General features: G+C 68.8%; 21 protein-coding genes. 17 read left to right on the forward strand and 4 right to left on the reverse strand.

The window, feature by feature from the left end; translation table 11 throughout:
* Window positions 1–75: 75 nt before the first annotated feature.
* The 10 genes from M4960_RS04410 to M4960_RS04455 all read left to right on the forward strand — a co-directional run bounded on the left by M4960_RS04410 (window position 76) and on the right by M4960_RS04455 (window position 8799).
* The gene (locus M4960_RS04410) at window positions 76–819 is read left to right on the forward strand and encodes an ATP-binding cassette domain-containing protein (RefSeq protein WP_248703555.1); all 744 of its coding nucleotides are present in this window, start codon (window positions 76–78) and stop codon (window positions 817–819) included.
* Window positions 819–2111, forward strand: coding sequence for a hypothetical protein (locus M4960_RS04415; RefSeq protein WP_248703556.1), 1293 nt, complete (start codon window positions 819–821; stop codon window positions 2109–2111). Before M4960_RS04410 ends, M4960_RS04415 begins: the two co-directional genes overlap by 1 nt.
* Entirely contained in the window at window positions 2108–2713 is a 606-nt protein-coding gene (locus M4960_RS04420) for a hypothetical protein (RefSeq protein ID WP_248703557.1), read from the forward strand. The genes M4960_RS04415 and M4960_RS04420 overlap by 4 nt, the downstream gene beginning before the upstream one ends.
* A complete protein-coding gene (locus M4960_RS04425; protein ID WP_248703558.1) occupies window positions 2695–3282 on the forward strand; it encodes a hypothetical protein in 588 nt (195 codons plus the stop codon). Before M4960_RS04420 ends, M4960_RS04425 begins: the two co-directional genes overlap by 19 nt.
* A 187-nt stretch (window positions 3283–3469) precedes the next feature.
* Window positions 3470–4366, forward strand: coding sequence for a MurR/RpiR family transcriptional regulator (locus M4960_RS04430; protein ID WP_248703559.1), 897 nt, complete (start codon window positions 3470–3472; stop codon window positions 4364–4366).
* Window positions 4367–4374: 8 nt separating this feature from the next.
* Window positions 4375–5298, forward strand: a complete 924-nt coding sequence (gene murQ / locus M4960_RS04435) for an N-acetylmuramic acid 6-phosphate etherase (RefSeq protein ID WP_248703560.1) — start codon at window positions 4375–4377, stop codon at window positions 5296–5298.
* Window positions 5299–5344: 46 nt separating this feature from the next.
* On the forward strand, window positions 5345–6853 hold the full coding sequence (locus M4960_RS04440) for a PTS transporter subunit EIIC (RefSeq protein ID WP_248703561.1): 1509 nt from the start codon (window positions 5345–5347) through the stop codon (window positions 6851–6853).
* Window positions 6853–7878, forward strand: a complete 1026-nt coding sequence (locus M4960_RS04445; protein WP_248703562.1) for a MupG family TIM beta-alpha barrel fold protein — start codon at window positions 6853–6855, stop codon at window positions 7876–7878. The genes M4960_RS04440 and M4960_RS04445 overlap by 1 nt, the downstream gene beginning before the upstream one ends.
* Before the next feature lie 64 nt (window positions 7879–7942).
* Window positions 7943–8428, forward strand: a complete 486-nt coding sequence (vsr, locus tag M4960_RS04450; protein WP_123672538.1) for a DNA mismatch endonuclease Vsr — start codon at window positions 7943–7945, stop codon at window positions 8426–8428.
* Entirely contained in the window at window positions 8392–8799 is a 408-nt protein-coding gene (locus M4960_RS04455) for a (deoxy)nucleoside triphosphate pyrophosphohydrolase (RefSeq protein WP_194648632.1), read from the forward strand. Before vsr ends, M4960_RS04455 begins: the two co-directional genes overlap by 37 nt.
* Here M4960_RS04455 and M4960_RS04460 read toward each other — a convergent pair.
* From M4960_RS04460 to M4960_RS04470, 3 genes are all read right to left on the reverse strand, one after another.
* Window positions 8784–9578, reverse strand: coding sequence for a hypothetical protein (locus tag M4960_RS04460; RefSeq protein WP_248703563.1), 795 nt, complete (start codon window positions 9576–9578; stop codon window positions 8784–8786). The genes M4960_RS04455 and M4960_RS04460 overlap by 16 nt on opposite strands.
* A 379-nt stretch (window positions 9579–9957) precedes the next feature.
* Window positions 9958–11514, reverse strand: coding sequence for a DNA/RNA helicase domain-containing protein (locus M4960_RS04465; protein ID WP_248703564.1), 1557 nt, complete (start codon window positions 11512–11514; stop codon window positions 9958–9960).
* Window positions 11515–11656: 142 nt separating this feature from the next.
* The gene (locus tag M4960_RS04470) at window positions 11657–11977 is read right to left on the reverse strand and encodes a nucleotide pyrophosphohydrolase (RefSeq protein WP_248703565.1); all 321 of its coding nucleotides are present in this window, start codon (window positions 11975–11977) and stop codon (window positions 11657–11659) included.
* Window positions 11978–12177: 200 nt separating this feature from the next.
* Between M4960_RS04470 and M4960_RS04475 the strand changes: the two genes are divergently transcribed.
* The gene (locus tag M4960_RS04475) at window positions 12178–12681 is read left to right on the forward strand and encodes an HNH endonuclease (protein ID WP_248703566.1); all 504 of its coding nucleotides are present in this window, start codon (window positions 12178–12180) and stop codon (window positions 12679–12681) included.
* A 173-nt stretch (window positions 12682–12854) separates the two neighbouring features.
* The gene (locus tag M4960_RS04480; RefSeq protein WP_248703567.1) at window positions 12855–13220 is read left to right on the forward strand and encodes a hypothetical protein; all 366 of its coding nucleotides are present in this window, start codon (window positions 12855–12857) and stop codon (window positions 13218–13220) included.
* An 83-nt stretch (window positions 13221–13303) separates the two neighbouring features.
* On the opposite strand, the gene M4960_RS04485 is transcribed toward M4960_RS04480, so the two are convergent.
* Window positions 13304–14236 (reverse strand): NADP-dependent oxidoreductase, encoded by a 933-nt coding sequence (locus tag M4960_RS04485; RefSeq protein ID WP_248703568.1) that lies wholly within the window; start codon window positions 14234–14236, stop codon window positions 13304–13306.
* Between the two features lie 290 nt (window positions 14237–14526).
* Here M4960_RS04485 and M4960_RS04490 point away from each other — a divergent pair, with 290 nt between their 5' ends.
* The 5 genes from M4960_RS04490 (at window position 14527) to M4960_RS04510 (ending at window position 19771) form a co-directional block, all read left to right on the forward strand.
* The gene (locus tag M4960_RS04490) at window positions 14527–15366 is read left to right on the forward strand and encodes an ABC transporter ATP-binding protein (RefSeq protein ID WP_248703569.1); all 840 of its coding nucleotides are present in this window, start codon (window positions 14527–14529) and stop codon (window positions 15364–15366) included.
* On the forward strand, window positions 15363–16172 hold the full coding sequence (locus M4960_RS04495; protein WP_248703570.1) for an ABC transporter permease: 810 nt from the start codon (window positions 15363–15365) through the stop codon (window positions 16170–16172). The genes M4960_RS04490 and M4960_RS04495 overlap by 4 nt, the downstream gene beginning before the upstream one ends.
* Before the next feature lie 29 nt (window positions 16173–16201).
* The gene (locus M4960_RS19620) at window positions 16202–17407 is read left to right on the forward strand and encodes a sensor histidine kinase (protein ID WP_248703571.1); all 1206 of its coding nucleotides are present in this window, start codon (window positions 16202–16204) and stop codon (window positions 17405–17407) included.
* Window positions 17404–18036: a response regulator transcription factor gene (locus M4960_RS04505; protein ID WP_248703572.1), complete on the forward strand. Its 633-nt coding sequence runs from the start codon at window positions 17404–17406 to the stop codon at window positions 18034–18036. Before M4960_RS19620 ends, M4960_RS04505 begins: the two co-directional genes overlap by 4 nt.
* Before the next feature lie 76 nt (window positions 18037–18112).
* On the forward strand, window positions 18113–19771 hold the full coding sequence (locus tag M4960_RS04510; RefSeq protein WP_248703573.1) for a DHA2 family efflux MFS transporter permease subunit: 1659 nt from the start codon (window positions 18113–18115) through the stop codon (window positions 19769–19771).
* Window positions 19772–19819: the final 48 nt, after the last annotated feature.

The following is a 19819-nucleotide window of genomic DNA, read 5'->3' on the forward strand; positions in this document are numbered from 1 at the left end:
GATGGCCCGGGAGATCCGAGCCGTGAGCACGCTAATGTACGGTGAAACATCAGTGCAAGGTTTCAGGGGGTTGTCTTGGCCGTACAGATCGATGAGCTCGCGTTCGGGTACCGACGAGACCACCAGGTCTTCCCGTCCCTGTCGGCGGTGTTCCCGAACGGGGCCAGCGTCCTCCTCGGGCCGAACGGAGCCGGCAAGTCGACGCTCCTGGGACTCATTGCCGACACGCTCCGACCACAGGCCGGCACGATCCGCGTCGACGGACTGGGCAGCCCGAGCGATCGCGGGAACCGACGACGGTACCGCCGAGGGGTTGCGTGGCTCCCGCAACGGAGTGGCGCCTTCCCCGGGCTCACCGCTCGGGAGCACGTCGCCTACTGCGGCTGGTTGAAGGGCCTCTCGCGCAGTGATGCCTGGGACGGCTCCGCGGCAGCGCTCACGGCAGTCGATCTCGCCGCACGGGCCGATGTGCGGGCCACGACCCTGTCGGGCGGGCAGATCCGTCGTCTCGGCGTCGCCGGCGCGCTCGTCTCAGGAGCGCAGTGGATCCTGCTCGATGAACCCACGGCCGGACTGGACCCGGCACAACGGGCACGCTTCGCGCAGGTCATCCAGAACCTGCCGAGCGAGGTCTCCGTGATCGTCTCGACTCACCAGACCGAGGACGTCGCTGCGACGTACGACCACGTGACCGTCCTCGTTGACGGACACGTCCCGTTCTCCGGTTCCGTCGACGCCTTCACGGAACCGTTCGAGGGGCTCTCCCCCGCTGACGCGATCACCGCGTCGTACGCGCGCTTCACGAACGAGGACGACTGATGCGCCCGATCATCCCGTGGCGCAGTCGCGCCGCGGTATGGCTCTTCGCGCCCGGGCTGATCGGCGTGGTCGCGTACAGCGTGCAGTTCTCGTCCGAGACCTCCGTGGCCGGGTACTGGCCTGCTGCGATCGCCGGCTCCGCGATCTACCTGGTCTTCTCGTGCGGCGTCGCTGCCACCGCTGGCGCCTGGGAAGGACGGCGGTACCGGTCCAACGCATCCGCCATCCAGAGCAGCAGCAGATCGAGTGCAGCAGTCCTCGCCGATCACCTGTGGACGCCGCTCGCCGCCGGTGTCCTGCTCCAGGCCGTCGCCGTCGTGCTCATGAGCCGCGACACCTGGGGTGCTCCGGGTGCCCCGTCGCCGCTCGTCGGCCTGGCCTTCACGAGCATCCTGTTCTTCCACACGTGCGTCGGGTTCGCCATCGGTCGCTGGCTCCCGCCGGTCGCGTCGCTGCCGCTCAGCCTGCTCGCGTCGTACAGCTGGCTCGGCTTCTCGTGGGCCGTCGACTACTTCCCGCTGCGCTACCTCGCCGGTCTCGTCATGGCCGACTGCTGCTCGGTCGAGACGTCACTCGATCTGCGAGCGCCGATCATCGCGACCGTGTTCAGCGCCTTCGCGGGACTCAGCCTGCTGCTCATCGCGGCTGCGCGGCGCACGAGTGGCGATCGACTCCATCGGTTCGGCGTCCAGATCGGCGCCACCTCGTTCGCAGTCGTCACGGTGATCGCGCTCGTGTCCGGTTCGGGCCTCGGAGCCGCGCCCGTCACCGAGCGCCCGCAATCGCAGTCGGTCTGCAATGGTCACCGTCCGACGATCTGCTTGTTCCCGGAGCAGCGGGCCGACGGCGACCCTGGGGCCGTGATCCGGAGAGCCGCCGAGAACCTCAGCCGCTCGGGCATCACGATCCAGCCGACGATCCGGGCGAGCAACGCGCCCTCCTCTCCGGACGACCTGAACATGATCGTGCAGGTGCGGATGACGGACGCCGACCTGGTGCACAGCCTCACCACCTCGATCCTGGGCGACGCAGAGGTCGCGTACTGCGAGTCCGAACCAGACGACACCGAGCGACTCAATGACGCCGCCGTCGCGAACCGCTGGCTCATCGACGTGGCTGCCCGCGGGATCGTCGATGCGGATCGCGTGGAGCCCGCGCTCGAGATGGACGACCACGCGTTGCTGCGAGAACTGCGGGATGCCCCGACTTCGGCGCAGGCAGCGTGGGTCACCGCGACGATCCACCGCCTGACCGACTGCTCGATCGGCCACATCGCAGTGCCGGCCGCATGATCTGGTGGTTGCGTGTGCACCGCACGGCAGCGCTCCTCGGGCTCACGACCGCCGTCACGGTGCTCTCGATCGGCCTCGGACCGATCGGCATGCTGTTCCCGTCATTCGGCGGCGGCGCACCCTTCGCGATGATCCCCGTCGCAGCGGTCGGTCCGCTGGTGCTCGCGATCGCGGCGGGTGCATCGATCAGCCGCGCGCCGTTCCCCGCTCCGGCCCGACGGACCGACCTGCTCGAGCTGAGCACCGTCCTCGTGGTGATCGGACTGGTGTGCGCGATCGGTGCCGTCGGCCTCGCCCTCGGCGCGGACCCTGCTGTCTCGCTCGCCATCATCCGGAACACCATCGCGTTCTGTGCGCTCGCGATGGCCAGCCGCGCGGTGCTCGGTGATCGCTACCAGTCCGTGCCGGGCGTCCTGTACTTGCTCGTCGCAGGGCTGTTCGGTCGCGGAACGCCGGATCGCCCTGCCGTCTGGGCCGGCATCGTCACGACGAACACCGAACTCACCTACTGGCTGTTCGTCGCACCGATCGTCATCGTCGCGGCCGTCGTCACGGTCGGGCGATCCGCTCGTAGGGTGGGGGGATGGGGGAACTCGAACTGACAGCCCGGCGCGCCTGGCGACGGACGACCCTGCTCGCGCTGATCGGAACCGTCGTCGGCGCCGTCATCGGCTGGTCGCTGGCCACAACCGAGTCCGGCGCCGTCGCCGTCCTCACCGTCGTCGGCTTCGGCGCGTCCGTCGGTGGCCTGACCGGTACCTTCTCGATCCTCGCCACGACCATCGGGATGTCGACCGCGATGCAGGCCACCACGGCGGGGCTCTCCCCTGCCGGCAAGCGCATGGTGACGCAGGCGATCAAGACCGGTAGCCCGATCCAGCCACCCGAGTCCGACCTCGCCCTCCGGGCACGCGAGCATGCACGGCTGCTCTCCACCTACCAGCCGCTCGCCCTCGCGCAGTTCCTCCTGCTCTACCTCGGCATCGCCGGCATCCAGTTCCCGAGGCTCGCTGACGAGGACGTCTCCGGCTCGGCGTTCTCGCGGTTCCTCTGCGCAGCACTGCTCATCACCGCACTGATCATGACGCCGATCCTGCTGCGAGCGGCACGTCGATCGCGGCGGTACCTGCGGGCGGCGACCATCGAGGCATCCCCGGCCCCGCAAGCCTGACGAGCACGACCGCCCGCACAACCAAAGCGCATCCGAGCCGCGCGATCCCGCGGCGCGAGCTGACTTTGGTTGTGCGAAACGGAACTGCACCGCGCCTCGCCGCCGCACCCGGCACGCCCACCTCGACGTAACACGCAATTTACTTTCACCCCTGGCGCTCGCGCGCGAAAGACGCTTTCATAGCGGGATGACGATCACCGAGCGAGCCGACCGGGTCGAGCGTGCCGACGCCTTCGCCCTCGTCCGCACCCAGTCGGCCACGATGCCGTCGAGCATGCGCGCCATCGCCGACGCCGTCCTCGAGGACCCGGCAGCCGCAGCCACCACGAACGCCGCCGAACTCGCCGGCCGCGCGGGCGTCTCCCCCGCCACCGTCTCCCGCTTCGCCCAGCATCTCGGCTTCGCGAACTTCGCCGGCCTGCAGCGCAGCATGACCCGGGCCGTGGAGCGCGGCATCCACGAGCGGGAGCACACCGAGATCCACGCCGGGGTCGCCGTCGACGACGACGTCGCCACCGTGATCGCGAAGGTCACCGAGGACGTCCGCGCCGTGATGGCCGACACCCGCGCCGCGCTCGACCCGCACGCCCTCGAAGCAGCGGCCGCAGCCGTGAGCAGTGCCCGCCGCGTCGTCCTGTACGGCGTCGGCGCGAGCGGCATCGTCGCGCGGGACCTGCACCTCAAGCTCGAACGCATCGGCATCGTGAGCTCGATCGCCGACGACCCGCACAACGCCCTGACCCTCGCGAGCGTCATCGGTGAGCACGACGTCCTGGTGCTCGTCAGCCACTCGGGCTCCACCACCGAGACGCTCGAGGTCGCCCACGCCGCCGCAGCCCAGCGCTCGACGATCGTCGCCATCACCGGCCACGCCAACGCTCCGCTCGCCACCGCGGCCCACCACGTCCTGCTCGGCGTCGCCGGTGCCGAGAGTGCCCTGCGACCCGCCGCCATGGGTAGCCGGATGAGCCAACTCGCCATCGTCGACGCCCTCTTCATCGTCGTCGCGCAGCGCACCGACGAGCGGTCCCAGCCGCTCCTCGCCCGCAGCCGCGACGCCGTCCGCACCCACCACCGGAACTGAGCACCACCATGACCACGAAGCACGACAGCCACGACGCCCTCCGCGACGAACTCGCCGCCCTCACCACCGAGGCGACCGACCACTCACTGGACGACATCGACACGATCTCCACGCTCGAAGCTGCCCAGCGCATGAACGCCGGCGACCGCAGCGTGCCTGCGGCACTGGAGCCGTGCCTCCCGGCCATCGCCCTGGCGGCAGACTCGATCGCCGCAGCGTTCGCGCGCGGCGGCAGACTCGTCTACGTCGGCGCCGGCACGCCGGGCCGGCTCGGCGTCCTCGACGCCAGCGAGTGCCCGCCCACCTTCGGCACCGACCCGAGCCAGGTGGTGGGGCTCATCGCCGGCGGCGACGTCGCCCTGACCACCGCCGTCGAGGGCGCGGAGGACGACGAAGCAGCGGCCGTCCGCGACCTCGACGCGCTCGGCCTGACGGCCGACGACGTGGTCGTCGGGATCAGCGCGTCCGGCAGGACGCCCTACGTCATCGCAGCCATCCTGGAGGCCCGGCGCCGCTCCGCCCTGTCGGTCTCCGTCGCGTGCAACCCCGACTCGGCCGCGGGGCGGGAGGCGGACATCGCCATCGACGTCGTCGTCGGCCCCGAGTTCATCGCCGGCTCGACCCGCCTGAAGGCGGGCACCGCGCAGAAGCTCGTGCTCAACATGCTCACCACGCTCGCGATGGTGCGCAGCCACAAGACGTACGGCAACCGCATGGTCGACGTGCGGGCCACGAACGCGAAGCTCGTCGCGCGGGCCTTCTCGCTCGTGCAGGACGTCACCGGCGCGCCTTCCGCCGAGGTCCAGGCGGCGCTCGACGTCTCGAACGGCGAGGTGAAGACCGCCATCGCCGTGATCCTGACCGGAGCCTCCGCGGCTTCGGCCCGTGAGCGCCTCGTCGCTGCCGACGGTTCGTTGCGCGCCGCGCTGTAGAGCTCTTTCTCCCTTTTCCGTTTCCTTTCCCCCGAGGAGCACAGCAATGCCCGATGCACAGCAACTCGCCCAGCAGATCCTCGACTCCGTCGGCGGTTCCGCGAACATCGCCGACGTCGAGAACTGCATGACCCGACTGCGGGTCGAGGTTTCGTCTCCCGCGTCGGTCGACCTGCCTGCGCTGCAGGCCACCGACGGTGTCATGGCCGCCATCGCGGCCGGCTCGAACCTGCAGATCGTGCTCGGCCCGGGTCTCGTCGACCGTGTGGCCGTCGACCTGGAGGCCCTGCGCGCGTCCGCCCCGGCGGCTGCGGCTGGTGGGTCTGGTGCGTCGCCTGAGGAGCTCGCTGCTCGCGGCGCGTCGATCAAGGCCTCCGCGCGGTCCCGCTCCGACGGCCGCACCATGCGCGCGATCCGGAAGATCTCCGCGATCTTCATCCCGCTCATCCCCGCACTGATCGCCTGCGGGCTCATCGCCGGGATCAACGGCATCCTGACGAACCTGGGGTGGGTGCCCGGCGTCACGCCGTTCCTCGGTGTGCTGTCGTCCGGATTCCTGTCGCTGCTCGCCGTGTTCGTCGGGATGAACGCTGCGAAGGAGTTCGGCGGCACGCCCATCCTCGGTGGCGCGGTCGGCGGCATCATCGTCGCGGCCGGTGTCGCGAACGTGACCGTGTTCGGGGAGACCCTCGCTCCCGGGCAGGGCGGCGTGCTCGGCGCCATGGCCGGCGGGATCCTCGCCGCCTACGTCGAGCGGTTCATGCGCAAGGTCACCCCCGACGTCATCGCGCTCATCGTCGTCCCGACCGTGACCGTACTCGTCGCTGGGTCGATCACCCTCGGGATCCTGATGTCCGTCGCCGGTGTCGTCTCCGTCGCGATCGGGACCGCTGCCACGTGGCTGCTCGCCAACGGTGGCGCATTCGCCGGCTTCGTCCTCGGAGGCTTCTTCCTGCCGCTCGTCATGACCGGCATGCACCAGGCCCTCACGCCGATCCACACCACCCTGATCGACCAGACCGGGTGGACCGTGTTGCTGCCCGTCCTCGCGATGGGTGGGGCCGGCCAGATCGGTGCGGCGCTCGCGCTCTGGATGCGCTTCCGTCGCAACGAGGCTCTTTCCCGCACGATCCGTGGTGCGCTGCCCGCCGGGCTCCTCGGTGTGGGCGAGCCCCTCATCTACGGTGTGACGCTGCCCCTCGGCCGGCCGTTCATCACCGCGTGCATCGGTGGGGCGTTCGGCGGCGGTGTCGTCGGGCTGTTCGACCAGCTCGGACACTCCGTCGGGGCGATCGCCATCGGCGCCTCAGACCTGTCCCTGCTCCCCCTGCTGAACGGCTCGTCCGGCTACGGCTGGGCACTGATCGGGTACGGGTCCGGGCTGATCGTGGCGTACGTCGTCGGGTTCGTGGCGACGCTGCTGTTCGGGGTATCCGACTCGGTGCGGGCTGACCTCGAGGCGCAGTCGTCTGCGCCGTCCGGCGACCCCGTCGCTCCGGACGCCCCGCTCGACGTGCAGGTCACGCCGGCTGACTCCGTGGGAGCTGCACGCTGATGCGGTTGGGCGCGAGCGCGTACCTGGCGCATGGTCCGCTGGCTGGTCCGACCTTCGAGGCTGCCGCGGCCGCGGGTGCGACGCTCGCGTTCACCTCGCTGCACATCCCGGAGGATTCGCCCTCGGGTGCCCGAGCCGCTGCGACCGCGATCGTGTCGGCTGCTGCGTCCTCGGGGCTGTCCGTCGTCGCCGATGTCTCCCCGAACACCGCTCGGTTGCTCGGGGATTCGCCGTGGGACTTCCTGCGGTCGATCGGAGTGGCCCGGGCGCGGATCGATTTCGGGTTCTCGGTCCCTGAGATCCTCTCGATCGCTGCCGTCCTGCCGATCGCCCTCAACGCGAGCACGCTGCGGGCCGCCGACCTGGCGCCGTTCGCTGACCTGGACGTCGAGCTGATCCACAACTTCTACCCGCGGGAGTGGACCGGGCTGGCGTTGTCCTCAGTGGCCTCCTCGGTTGCTGTTGCTCGGCAGTTCGGCTGGCGGGTCGGCGCGTTCATCGCCGGGGACTCGGTTCGTCGGGGGCCGCTCGGCGAGGGGCTGCCGACCGTCGAGGGGCACCGCACCGTGCCGCCGCTGTTCCAAGCGGTCGCGCTCGTCGATGCCGGCGTGGACGATGTGTACGTCGGAGATCCTGCGCTGACGGATCACTCGTGGTCGCGGTTGGGATCGTTCGTCCGCGATGACGTCGTCGTGCTCGACGGGACTGCTGCACCGGGTGTGCACCCGTTGGTCATCGAAGCGCTGGCGGTCCCCGATCGGAACCGACCCGATGCTGCCGAGGCCATGATCCGGTTGGAGCACTCGCGGGAGCGGTTCGCCGGGCTACCGCTGCCCGAGGTCGGTGGGCAGCCGAGGCCGGCGCGGTCGGTCATCGTGCAGTTGGCGGGGGCGGGGAGGTACTGCGGGGAGGTGGCGATCACGCTGCGGGACTTGCCTGCTGACGATCGTGTCGCCGTCCTCGGAGCACTCACCGTGCCCTTGGCGGCGTTGGGAGACCAGTCCCTCACAATCGTCCTCGGCTGACTCCGATTCCGCTGATCCTCGCGCCCATCCCACGAGGCGCCGACCTTCGACCAAGATTCCGGCAATGGAGCACTGGGAAGCGGATGACGCGCGGCGACGACACATGGCCCGATTCGGTCGTCGCGACACGGCGCCCGAGTTGGCTGTTCGCCGCGAACTGCACCGACGTGGGCGGCGCTTCTTCGTCGACCGGCGGGTGAGCGCTCGTTGTCGGGTACGGCCTGACCTCGTCTTCCCTCGCGCCAAGGTCGCGGTGTTCATCGATGGCTGCTTCTGGCACTACTGCGAGGAGCACGCCCACCTCCCGAAAGCCAATGCCGACCTTTGGCGCCGGAAGCTGCTGGCCAACCGTCAGCGCGATGCGCAGAACGAAGCGATCTTGGTCGCCGAGGGCTGGCGAGTCATCAGAGCCTGGGAGCACGACGACGTCTCTCGATCCGCAGATCGTGTGGAACACGAGCTCGAGCGATGGAGCTCGATCATCAACCGACGTCGCCCGTGTACAACGGAACGGTGCAGCAGACCATCGAAGTCGTCGCGGCAGTTCTGACACGAGCAGACGGGAAGATCCTCGTTTGCAGGCGCGCCGTGGGCCGCGCGTCGGCAGGGATGTGGGAGTTCCCCGGCGGCAAGGTAGAGGAGGGCGAGGGCGCCCGAGATGCCCTCAGACGAGAGCTCCGTGAGGAGCTGGCCATCGAGGGAGAGATAGGTGACTTGATCACTCGGGACACGACAGCTGTCGGGGACTTGTTGATCGACCTCGCTTGCTACCGCACGGCGCTGATCGGCGACGAACCGCTACGGAGTACCGACCACGACGAAATGCGGTGGACGAGCCCCGAACACTTGAATGGCTTGCACTGGGCGCTACCTGACCTGAAAGCGGTCGCCGCTCTGCGTCAAGGTCAGTCAAGCCCGTAACGTCGGCTCTCAGCCTTCTGCCAACGGCGATGATGGGCGAAGTACCGCTCCGTGGTCTCACTCCAAGCAGCGCAGGTCCGGCCGACTATCGCTTCCACGGCGAGGCCGAGGTCCGCGCTCATCGGAGTCCTCCGAGGACCGCGCTCGATCGCTCCGCTCCGCCCGACCACCACGTAGCCGAGCTCGAACATCGAGTCGCACCCCAGCCGGCAAGCGGCCATCACCGTGTCTGTGCGGTGCCGTTCGGCGTTCGTCGTCTCGGCGCGTCGTTTGATGTGCGCAGTCACGAGCATCGCAACAGGCAGGTCACGGCCACAGAGGGCGCAGGGAGCCACGACATCGGCCCCGAACAAGTACCTCCGCAAGCGAGTCTGCTCGCCGCGGACTTGAACCACGACCTGTCGGTCCCCGCGGTAGTCGACAGTGGTTCCCGCTTCATCGAGCTCCGGCCAGGAGGTCAGCTGCGCTGCGTCGACCCGCAGCCCGACCTCATCCAACAACCAGTTCGCGAGAGAGCCCGTCACCTCCGACAGGTACACCTGCTTGACCGCGCCATCTCTCGAGAACGGCCAGCTCGTGACGTCCCGCTCGGTCCGTAGCTCGTGTGGGATGTCGGCGAGGACGATGGGAAGCTCCAGTTCCCGGATGCTCACTTGGAGCCGACGACCGTCAACTGACCATGGCGTACTCGAGTGGTCGAACGGTGGGGGCCCGTCAAACGCCGGCCGGACAACCGTGCTCCAACCGCGGATCGCCTTGCGGGAGTAGTGGATGACCACGTCACCCTCGTCAGCGTCGAGCAACCGATCCCAATGCGCGCGAGCAGTTCCCGTACTCTGACCCGCTCTCGGACGCGAACGTTTCGGCGCCCAGAGCATACTTGCCTTCAGTTCTTCTTCGAACGTCTGCCCTTGGTTGACCCAGAAGATCCGCACGCTTGCCCCATCGCCCGTTTTCCTAACAGGTGAGAGGCTAACGAACGGAATTCCGAAGAGCCAGGTCCTCCGCGGCCCTCGATGCGGTCTCTGCGGTCTTCCGCTCAGCGCGGACCATCGAGCCGCAACAACATCGCGAAGTCGGCGAACGGGGCAAACACGTCACTCGAGTCCCACGGAGTGGCTTCTCCTCGAAGCCAGAACCCACGTCGTTGCAGAGCGCTCAGAGAAACTGCGCGAGGCGACGGCGCAACGCTGTGTCGGCCACGTAGACGTACGTTCCTCGGACACCGCGCGTGAGAAGCACCGAGTAGATGTTGCTCACGAAACGTTGGAGATCGCTGTCTGAGTACGAGATCCCGAGCCGCGGATTGTTCTCCATGCCCTTCTTGTCGAAGTAGTTCGACCGGTCGAACACCATCTTCTTCGAGACCGGGTCGAACCGCATGTCAGGGCCGATGATGACCCCTACGTAGTTCAGGTCGTACCCCTGCACAGTGTGGATCGAGCCGACTTGGTCGACGGCACCCGGTGAGGTGATCCAGTCAGTCTGTGTCTGGTTCCACTGGAACTCGCGACCGTCGATCTCGATGTCGATGGCGCTCTTGTCGTGCTTGCTCTTCCACTTCCAGGCGTAGCCAGCGACGAGCCGTGAGAGACCCACTTCCTCATCGCGTGCCCGGATGGCATCGTGCATCTCACCCAGATCGTCGAACATGCGGAACTCGTAGTCGCCGAAGGTCCTCGGTTCTGGCGACTCCCCCCGCATGATCGCGCGCACGTAGGACACGTAGTCGGCTCCGCCCTGGACGCGCATCTGCGTGAAGAGCCGGTAGTGACGGTCATGCTGCCTCGCCGCGTTCACGAGGTCCTTCTGCAGTTCCTGCGGTAGGTCCGCAGGTCGGACACTCTGTTCCGAGTCGATCAGGAAGATCTGGTGTGTGCTCCGGTCGCGAATCCAGTCGACCTGCGTGAAGTGATCAGCGTCGGCGCCGAAGAGCTGCTGATTGATCTCGCCGAAGCTCTTGTTCTGCGGTCCCGATGCCTGGTTCGCGCGGTGGTTCAGTCGGTGCGACTCGTCAACGACCAGCAGGTCCCACTTCTCAGTGCTCCTCCCGACTTCGAAGGGAGTGAGCACCATCGTCTTCTCGAGGCCAGGGGTCTTGCGGAACACCCTCTTCAAAGAGGAGCGGAGTGCCTGCTGCGGCACGACGAGACCGACACGAAAGTCAGCCAGCAGGTCACGGTTGTCCTCGGTGAAGTAGTCCGAGAACATCGAGTCACCGTCCACCTCGTCGACCCCGACGCCGTTCGCGATGTCCCGGAGCAGCTTGAGCAAGTAGACGGCGACGATCGTCTTGCCCGTGCCCGGGTCGCCCTGCACGACGATGGTGCTGCCGGAGCCGGCCAGGAAGTCGTCGAACAGCCCCTCGAGGATGTCCTCCATCACGACGGCCTGATCACGGTTGAGCGCTTTGAACGGCGAGAGCTTGAACAGCTCGCTGTTCTCGATCTCGGCGATGCTGCGTGTGAAGAGCTTCTGCTTGCGCAGCGCTTCAAAGATCTCCTCGAAGGTCTCTCGGTACCGCGCGCGGTCGTAGTAGTCCGCGTCCACGACGCCCTTGTTGCTGTTCAGGACGGTGTACTTGTCGTCCCCAGCGAACAGGCCGATGAGTTGCGACTCCAGGTCCAGACACACCGACTTGTTGAAGGTGCTGTCGAGCACAAGGCGCACCGCCTTCAACGACCGACGTTCCGCGGAATCGAGGTGCTGCCGCATGCGGGAAGCCGTGTTGAGCGTCTCGCCGACGTACACACGCTTGCCGTCGTCGAGGATGTAGACGACCGGCCAGTTGAGGAACCGAGGATCCTCTTCGCGCCACAGCCGCAGGTGCGGCTCGTTGAACGGGAGCTGCGCGATGTCAAAGCTGGTCATACTTCGTGCTTCGTCCTCGGGCCTGGTCGACCGGGTACTTGTCCCGGGTGACGGCGAGCTTCTCGCGGATGATCTCCGCGGGATCGAAGCCGAGTCGATCGGCGAGGAGATGGCAGTAGGTCAGGACGTCGGCGAGTTCCGAACGGACTCGATCGACGTCGGCATCCGGGGCCCACTGGAAACACTCGAGCAGCTCCGCGGCCTCGATCGAGATGCTCTTCGCCAGGTTGTCCGGTGAGTGGAACTGCGCCCAGTCTCGCTCTTCAACGAACGCGCGAATTTCCACGCGCAACCCCTCATCCGTCATGTCGGCACGGTAGCAGGCAGTTGGCGTCTCGCAGACGAGCGACGAGCGACGAGCGACGAGGGCGCGGAAACGCGGCTCCCACCCGAATGGGTGCTGCCCGGACTGGTCGCGCCACGCGAAGATGGACGCCGAAAACAGCCACGATGTGAGGGGAACACTCAGTGCTACGCAGAGCCGAGAACGTGTCGATGAGGCACCGCGTGAACTTGTTCACGCGCAGGGGCCGGGTCGAACTGACCGTCGGACGCTCGACCTACTACGTGGGCGTAAAGCTCCGGAAGGACGAGCTCAGCGAGGCCTTCGCTGCATCTGACCGCACGCCGGTCAAGATCGGCCGCGTGAAGGAGCGCCAGTACTGGTGGTTCCGGGGCCGTTGGTTCTGGGACAACGACAGTTTGCTGCCTGAGCAGGTCTTCGCGCTCCTCGAGACACGAGACCGCCGACAAGCCGCCACGATCGCACGTGCGCACACGATCGCGAACAGCCCTTTGCAGCCCGTCGAGTACCGCCGCGGCGCAATCCCGAGTGACGTGAAGCAACTCGTCTGGGCTCGCGACGGCGGACGGTGCGGCACCTGCGGCTCGAACTCCGAGCTGCAGTTCGATCACGTCATCCCGGTGTCGCGCGGTGGAAGCAGCGAGCCGGATAGCCTCCAGGTCCTTTGCGGACCGTGCAACCGGCGCAAGGGCGTCGCTGTCGGTTGAGAGACGAGTGGCGGAGGACCTGGCGGGATCGAGAGACTGGACGGGTGACGCGCCCTGACCCCGCCCTCGCACGAACACTCCTCCTCATCACGACATTGACCACGATCGCATCCCTGGTCGGGTGCACTCAGAGCGATCGCGGTCGAGGATCAGCATCAGATGCACGAGACGACATGGTCGCTCTGGTCCAACAGACCATCCATGCCGCTGGTGGCGAATGGACACCCCTCTCGGACAAGCCAGCATCGTCAGAGTGCTCGACTGCGGAGAGCAAAGCAGGCGTCACGTTCTCATGGGATCAGGAGCGTCCCGGCACTCACGACCCAGAGTCGCTCATCCGCAAGGTCGACAAGACGTGGAAGCAGGTCGACTACGACGTGACCATCCGGCGGGACACGATCGACGACGGTCGGCCGCTCTGGTCCGCGGTCACCACCGGCCAGGCCGTCGAGTCGATCTCGGTGTACGCAAGCCCTCGACGGGTGTCGATCGAGGTTCAGTCGCGATGCGGAGCGGGAGACGCCGCGGACTTCGAATGACGGCGGGCAAACCCGAGCTGTGATCGACAAGCGGCACGGCACCAACCGGCATCGCGCCTCCCGTCCCTCACACCGTCGTCAACTCACCACGTCAACACAAACCGCCCCCGCGTCCCCCCGGCCTCCAACCGCTCATGCGCCTCCCCAGCCCGCGAGGCCGGCAACACCTCCGCCACCCGCGGCACCACAGTTCCCCCTTCGACCGCGTGCCGCAGCTGCTCGAGCTTGTCGAACGACCGATACTCCGAGAACACCGCGACCTGCTCGAACCGGATCCCCCGCGAGCCGTCCCCCGACCATCCCCGCACGTCCAGGAACACTCCCCCGTCCCGAACAGCATCGACGACGACCCCACGCTGCACCGCAGCATCGGCGAGCGCATCGACCCCGGCGGGCACGAGCGCACGCACCGCGGCAGCGAACCCATCACCACGCGGCACGATGTGCGCCGGCCCGAGCGACCGAACCAGCGCTTCGTCCGCCGGAGCAGCGTCAGCGATCACGGTCAGCCCAGCGGCGACGGCGAGCTGCACCACGTAGTTCCCGAGCAACCCCGCAGCCCCGGTCACGGCGAGCGTGTCCCCACGGCACAGCCCGGCAATCGACAGGATCTGCAGCGCGGTCAACCCGTTCATCGGCACGGTGGACGCGGCCTCGACCGACGTCCCCCGAGGAACCCGCGTGAACGACCCCACCGGCGCCACGAGCTCCTGCACGTACGCCCCACCGTGCGTGCTGAGCGGCAACGCGATCGCCATGACCTCGTCGCCCACCTCCCACCCGGTGACGTCGGGCCCGACCTCGTCGATGACCCCGGCTGCGTCCATCCCCGGCACGTACGGCGGCGAGGCCTGCGAGCTGTCCCGCTGTCCGGCACGCACGCCCGTGTCGGTCGGGTTCACGGCGAACGCCTGCACCCGGATCCGCACGGACCCCGCACCGGCGTGCGGCTCCGGCACCTCGTGGACGGCGAGGGCCTCCGGCCCTCCGAACTGTTCGACTCCGACGACCTGCATCCTCCCGGTCTACGCGGACGTTGCTTGACGCAACCTGACGCGACCCACCATCGGACGGGAGGCACAGCGCCAGCCCGCCACGGGCCTCCAGACAGAAGACGGTGACGTCCACCGCCCAGCGCACCATGCAGGAAGCGCGATATCGCAATACGCGATCCGGGCGAAAACAGAAACATGCCCTGCCCGTACGCGAGCACTTGACAGGGAAACCACGCCATCCCCCGATCGGAGGATGCAGCACCACCGCCCCCACCGATCCCCCGCGGCGCCCCACCGGCCAGGCTGGACCCATGCCCGAGTCCCCCGCCATCGAGGTCCAGCACCTCAGCAAGCAGTACGCCACCGGCAAGGTCGCCGTCGACGACGTCAGCTTCACCATCCAGCACGGCGAGACCTTCGCCCTCCTCGGCCCGAACGGCGCCGGCAAGTCCACGACGGTCGAGATCCTCGAGGGGTACCGCTCCCGCACCGCCGGCGAGGTCCGCGTCCTCGGTCACGACCCCGCACGGACGAGCCGCAGCCACAACGCACGCATCGGCATCGTCCTGCAGACCAGCGCCGAGTCCCCGAACGTCACCGTCGCCGAGCAGCTGAACCACTTCGCGACGCTCTACCCCAAGCACCGCAGTACCGACGAACTGCTGGAAGCAACAGGGCTGACCGACCAGCGCAACACCCGCATCGCCCGACTGTCCGGAGGCCAGCGCCGCCGCGTCGACGTCGCCCTCGGCATCATCGGCCGCCCCGAGGTCCTGTTCCTCGACGAACCGACCACGGGCTTCGACCCCGAGGCCCGGCGGCAGTTCTGGGACCTCCTGCGCCAGGTGCAGTCCGAGGGCACGACGATCCTGCTCACGACGCACTACCTCGACGAGGCCGCACAGCTCGCCGACCGGGCAGCGGTGATCGCCGACGGGAAGCTGCTCGACATCGCCCCGATCGACGAGATCGGCGGCGCCGAAGCCCGCACACCACGAGTCCGCTGGCGCGACGACGCCGGCGACCTGCACGACGAGCGCACGACCGACCCGACCGCGCTCATCCGCAGCAGCACCACGGCGATGCACGACCTCGAAGTCATCCGCCCGTCCCTCGAGGACGTCTACCTCGGAATGGTGGGTCAGAAGTGAACACCGCGACCAGCCGCATCTCGTACGAGATCCGCTCCTACTTCCGCGCCCCCGACGCGGTCTTCTTCACGTTCCTCTTCCCCATCATCATGCTGGCGCTGTTCTCGGTGGCGTTCGCGGACGCCGACCCGATCCGTGCCGTCGCCAGCAACGGCCGACCGATCAGCGTCGACTACGCCACCTACTACCTGCCCGGTCTGGTCGCGACGGGCATCCTGCTCTCCGGTACCCAGTCCCTCGGTGTCGACATCGCGACCGAACGCAGCGACGGCACGCTGAAGCGCCTCGGCGGCACACCACTGCCGGTGCTGAGCTACTTCATCGGCAAGATCGGCATGGTCCTCGTCACCACCATCGTGCAGACGGCGCTGCTGCTCGGGATCGCGAGCCTGGTGTTCGGTGTCGACCTGCCGACCGACGCGAGCAACTGGGGCGTCTTCGCGGGCGTGATGGTCCTCGGCATCGCCACCAGCTGCGTCCTCGGCATCGCGATCTCGGCGCTCCCCCGCGAGGGCCGCCGCGCCACCGCCACGATCGTCCCCATCGTCCTGGTGCTGCAGTTCATCTCGGGCGTCTACCTGCCCTTCACCCAGCTGCCCGACTGGCTGCAGAACGTCGCGTCGGTCTTCCCCCTGCGCTGGATGGCGTCCGGCATGCGGTCCGTATTCCTGCCCGACGCGTTCGCGTCCGCCGAGCCGGGAGGCGCGTGGCACCTCGCTCTCGGAACGCTCGTCCTGGTCGCGTGGCTGGTCGGGGGCACGGTGGCCTGCGCCCTCACCTTCCGCTGGAACCGCAAGGACTCCTGATGGCGCCGGGCAGGTGGGATGCTGTCGTGATGAGCGGCGAGACGTGGGTACGCAACCGGTGGTTGCACGTCTTCTTCGCGGGCACGATGCTCCTCACCGCCGTGATCACCGCGCTGGGCTGGTCCCCGTGGTCGACCCGCTGGCCGGCCTACCTGGCGGTGGTGGGCCTCGTCTTGGCGTACATCGCGTACGGGCACCGCGGCTACGACAGCCCCCGAGCCGCCGCCGCGTTCCTGCCGCTCGTCATCGTCGCCGCCCTGGTGCTGCCAGCCGTCGTCCCGAGCACCGCGTTCGTGCAGTGCATCGTGTTCCCGCTCGTGTGGGTGCAGACGGAGCGCGTCCGCACCGCGGTCCTGCTGTCCATCGCCGTCGGGCTCGCGAGCGGCATCGGCCTGCAACTGTCGAGCGGCCCGGACGCGCTGGTCAGCACCCTGCTCATCGAGGGCATCAGCGTGATCGGCGCCTGTGCGATGGGCGTGTGGATCTCGAGCGTCGCCGGCCTGTCGGAGGAGCGCCGCCAGCTCGTCGAGGAGCTCCGCGCCACCCAGCAGTCCCTCGCCGACGCGAACCGCACGGCGGGCGTCGCGAGCGAACGGGAGCGTCTGGCCCGAGAGATCCACGACACCGTCGCGCAGAACCTCGCCGGGATCGTCATGCTCACCGAACGGGCCCGCGGCGACCTGGCGAACGACCGCTCCGACGCGCTGGAAGAACGACTCACCGTCCTCGAGGAGTCCGCCCGCGCCGCCCTCGAGGAATCCCGCACCCTCGTCGCAGCCGGAGCCGCCGGCATGACCCGCGACAGCCTCGCCGGCGCCCTCCACCGTCTCGCCGAACGGCACACCCGCGAGACGGGGACGCTGGTCACGGTCGACGCCGCGTCCGACTGCGTGCTGGACCGCGATGCGCAGGTGGTCCTGCTGCGGGTCGCCCAAGAGGCCCTCTCGAACGTCCGCGCGCACGCCGGCTCTGGCTCGGCACAGGTCCGTCTGGTCTCCGAGGACGGGCTGACCGTGCTGCGGATCACCGACGACGGCACCGGGTTCGATCCCGAGCAGCCCACCGCCGGGCACGGTCTGCGCGGGCTGCGGGAGCGCCTCGCCCTCGCTGGCGGCACCTGCACGATCACGAGCGCCCCGGGCCGGGGCACCGTCGTCGAGGCAACCCTGCCCACCGGAGCCGCACCGGGCCTCCCGTCCGCCGTTCGCCACCCCGTGGCGGAGGTGAGCCGGTGATCCGCGTCGTGGTCGCCGACGACCACCCGATCGTCCGCTCCGGCATCGTCGCGCTGCTGCAGGACGCCGACGACATCGACGTGGTGGGCCAGGCCAGCGACGGTCGTGCAGCGGTGTCCGTCGTGCTGGCCGAGCGCCCCGACGTCGTGCTGATGGACCTCCGGATGCCCGAGCTCGACGGCGATGCGGCGACGGCGGAGATCCTCGCGGCCGAGCCGGACGTCCGTGTCCTGATCCTGACGACGTACGAGTCCGACGACCAGATCCTCGCGGCCATCGAGGCCGGGGCCACCGGCTACCTGCTCAAGGCCGCCCCGGAGTCCGAGATCCTCGCCGGGGTGCGGGCGACCGCGCGCGGAGAGACGGCACTGGCCCCTTCGGCTGCCGCTGCGCTGGTCCGACGAGCAACGGGTTCGTCGGCCGTGGCTGCTGGCCCGTCGCTGACCCCGCGCGAACTCGAGGTCCTGCAGCTCGTCGCCCAGGGCAACTCGAACCCGGCGATCGGCCGCGCCCTGTTCCTCAGCGAGACGACGGTGAAGACGCACCTCGGGCACGTGTTCGAGAAGCTCGGCGTCAACGACCGCACCCGTGCCGTGACCCGCGCGATGGAGCTCCGCCTGCTCCCCTGAACCCCGGTGCGCCGGTCATCGGGAGCGGGTGTACCGTCAGGTAGTCAGCATGCTGATCATCTGAGAGGACACGCACATGAGCGCCGCAGCCGCAGCTCCCACCACCACCCCGGATCGCCGCCGGTGGATCGGTCTGGTCGTGATCAGCCTGGCGGTCGCGCTCATCATCGTCGACTCCACGATCGTGAACGTGGCGATCCCGAGCATCGTCGCTGACCTCGACATCGGCTCGACGCTCGTGCAGTGGGTGCAGGAGAGCTACACGCTGGTCTTCGCCGCGCTGCTGCTCGTCTTCGGTGCCGTCGCCGACCGCTTCGGTCGCCGACGACTGCTGACCATCGGCGTGATCCTGTTCGCGGTGGCGTCGGTCCTGGCGGCGCTGTCCCCGACGGGCGAACTGCTCGTGGCGTCCCGCGTGCTGCAGGGTGTCGGTGGCGCGATGGTCCTGCCCACCACGCTGTCGATCCTCAACGCGACGTTCACCGGCCGGGAGCGCGGCATCGCCTTCGCGGTGTGGGGCTCCACGATCGGCGGGATGGTGGCGGTCGGTCCGCTGCTCGGCGGCTGGCTGACGACGGACTTCTCGTGGCGGTGGGCCTTCGGCATCAACGTCCCGATCGTGGCGGTCATCCTGGTCGGCCTCGCGGTCGCCGTGCGGGAGTCGCGCGACGCCGAGCACACCGGCCGCATCGACCTCGTCGGCGCCCTGCTGTCCGTGATCGCGAGCGCTGCGCTGGTCTTCGGGCTGATCGAGGGTCGCACCTACGGCTGGTGGACTCCGTCGTCGACACCGTTCACGATCGGTTCGTGGTCGTGGGACGGCCCGGTCTCGCCGATCCCCGTCGCGTTCGTGATCGCGATCGCTGCCGGGGTGGCCTTCGTCGTCCGCTCCCGACGCCGGCAGCGTGCGGGCCGGTCGACGCTCATCGCCCTCGATCTGTTCGGCATCGGCTCGTTCCGGAACGGCTCGATCGCGGCGCTCATCGTGTCGCTCGGCGAGTTCGGCATCATCCTGTCGCTGCCCCTCTGGCTGCAGAACGTCCTCGGCTACTCGGCGCTGCAGACCGGCTTCGTGCTGCTGGCCCTGGCGATCGGGTCGTTCGTCGCGAGCGGGTTCGCGGCCACGGTCGGACAGCGGATCGGGGCGCTGCCGATCGTGCGGATGGGCATCGGCGCCGAGATCGTCGGGGTCGCCGCGATCGGGTTCGTCGTGACCTCGTCGACCCCGTGGTGGGCGATCGTCCCGTGCCTGTTCGTCTACGGCTTCGGCGTCGGACTCGCGACGGCCCAGCTCACCGGCGTCGTGCTGCAGGACGTCCCCGTGGAGCGCAGCGGCGAGGCCTCGGGTGCCCAGAGCACCGCGCGCCAGATCGGTTCGGCGCTCGGCATCGCGGTCCTCGGGACGGTGCTGTTCACCTCGACGGGCAGCATCCTGGAGCACCGCCTGCAGGACGCCGGCGTCTCGACCGCCCAGTCCGAGCAGATCGCCGACACCGTGGTGCAGTCTTCGGGCGGAGCGATCGCCGGCCTCGAGGGGCAGACCCGCGCCGACGCCGCCGAGGCGTTCTCCGACGGCACCCGCGCCGCCGCGTTCTCGGCCGCCGGCTTCCTGGTCATCGGCCTCGGTGCGACCCTGCGGCTCCGCGCCCCGCGCCGCCCCGACGACGACTCAGAAGCCGACGCCGACGCCGAAACCGACGCCGACGCCGACGCCGACCACGAGACCCGCGCCTGACCGGGGGCCTCCCTGCACCGCTGCTGACGGTTCTGGTTCACGATCCCC

The sequence above is a fragment of the Curtobacterium sp. MWU13-2055 genome (genome assembly GCF_023242305.1).
Taxonomy (GTDB): Bacteria; Actinomycetota; Actinomycetes; order Actinomycetales; family Microbacteriaceae; genus Curtobacterium.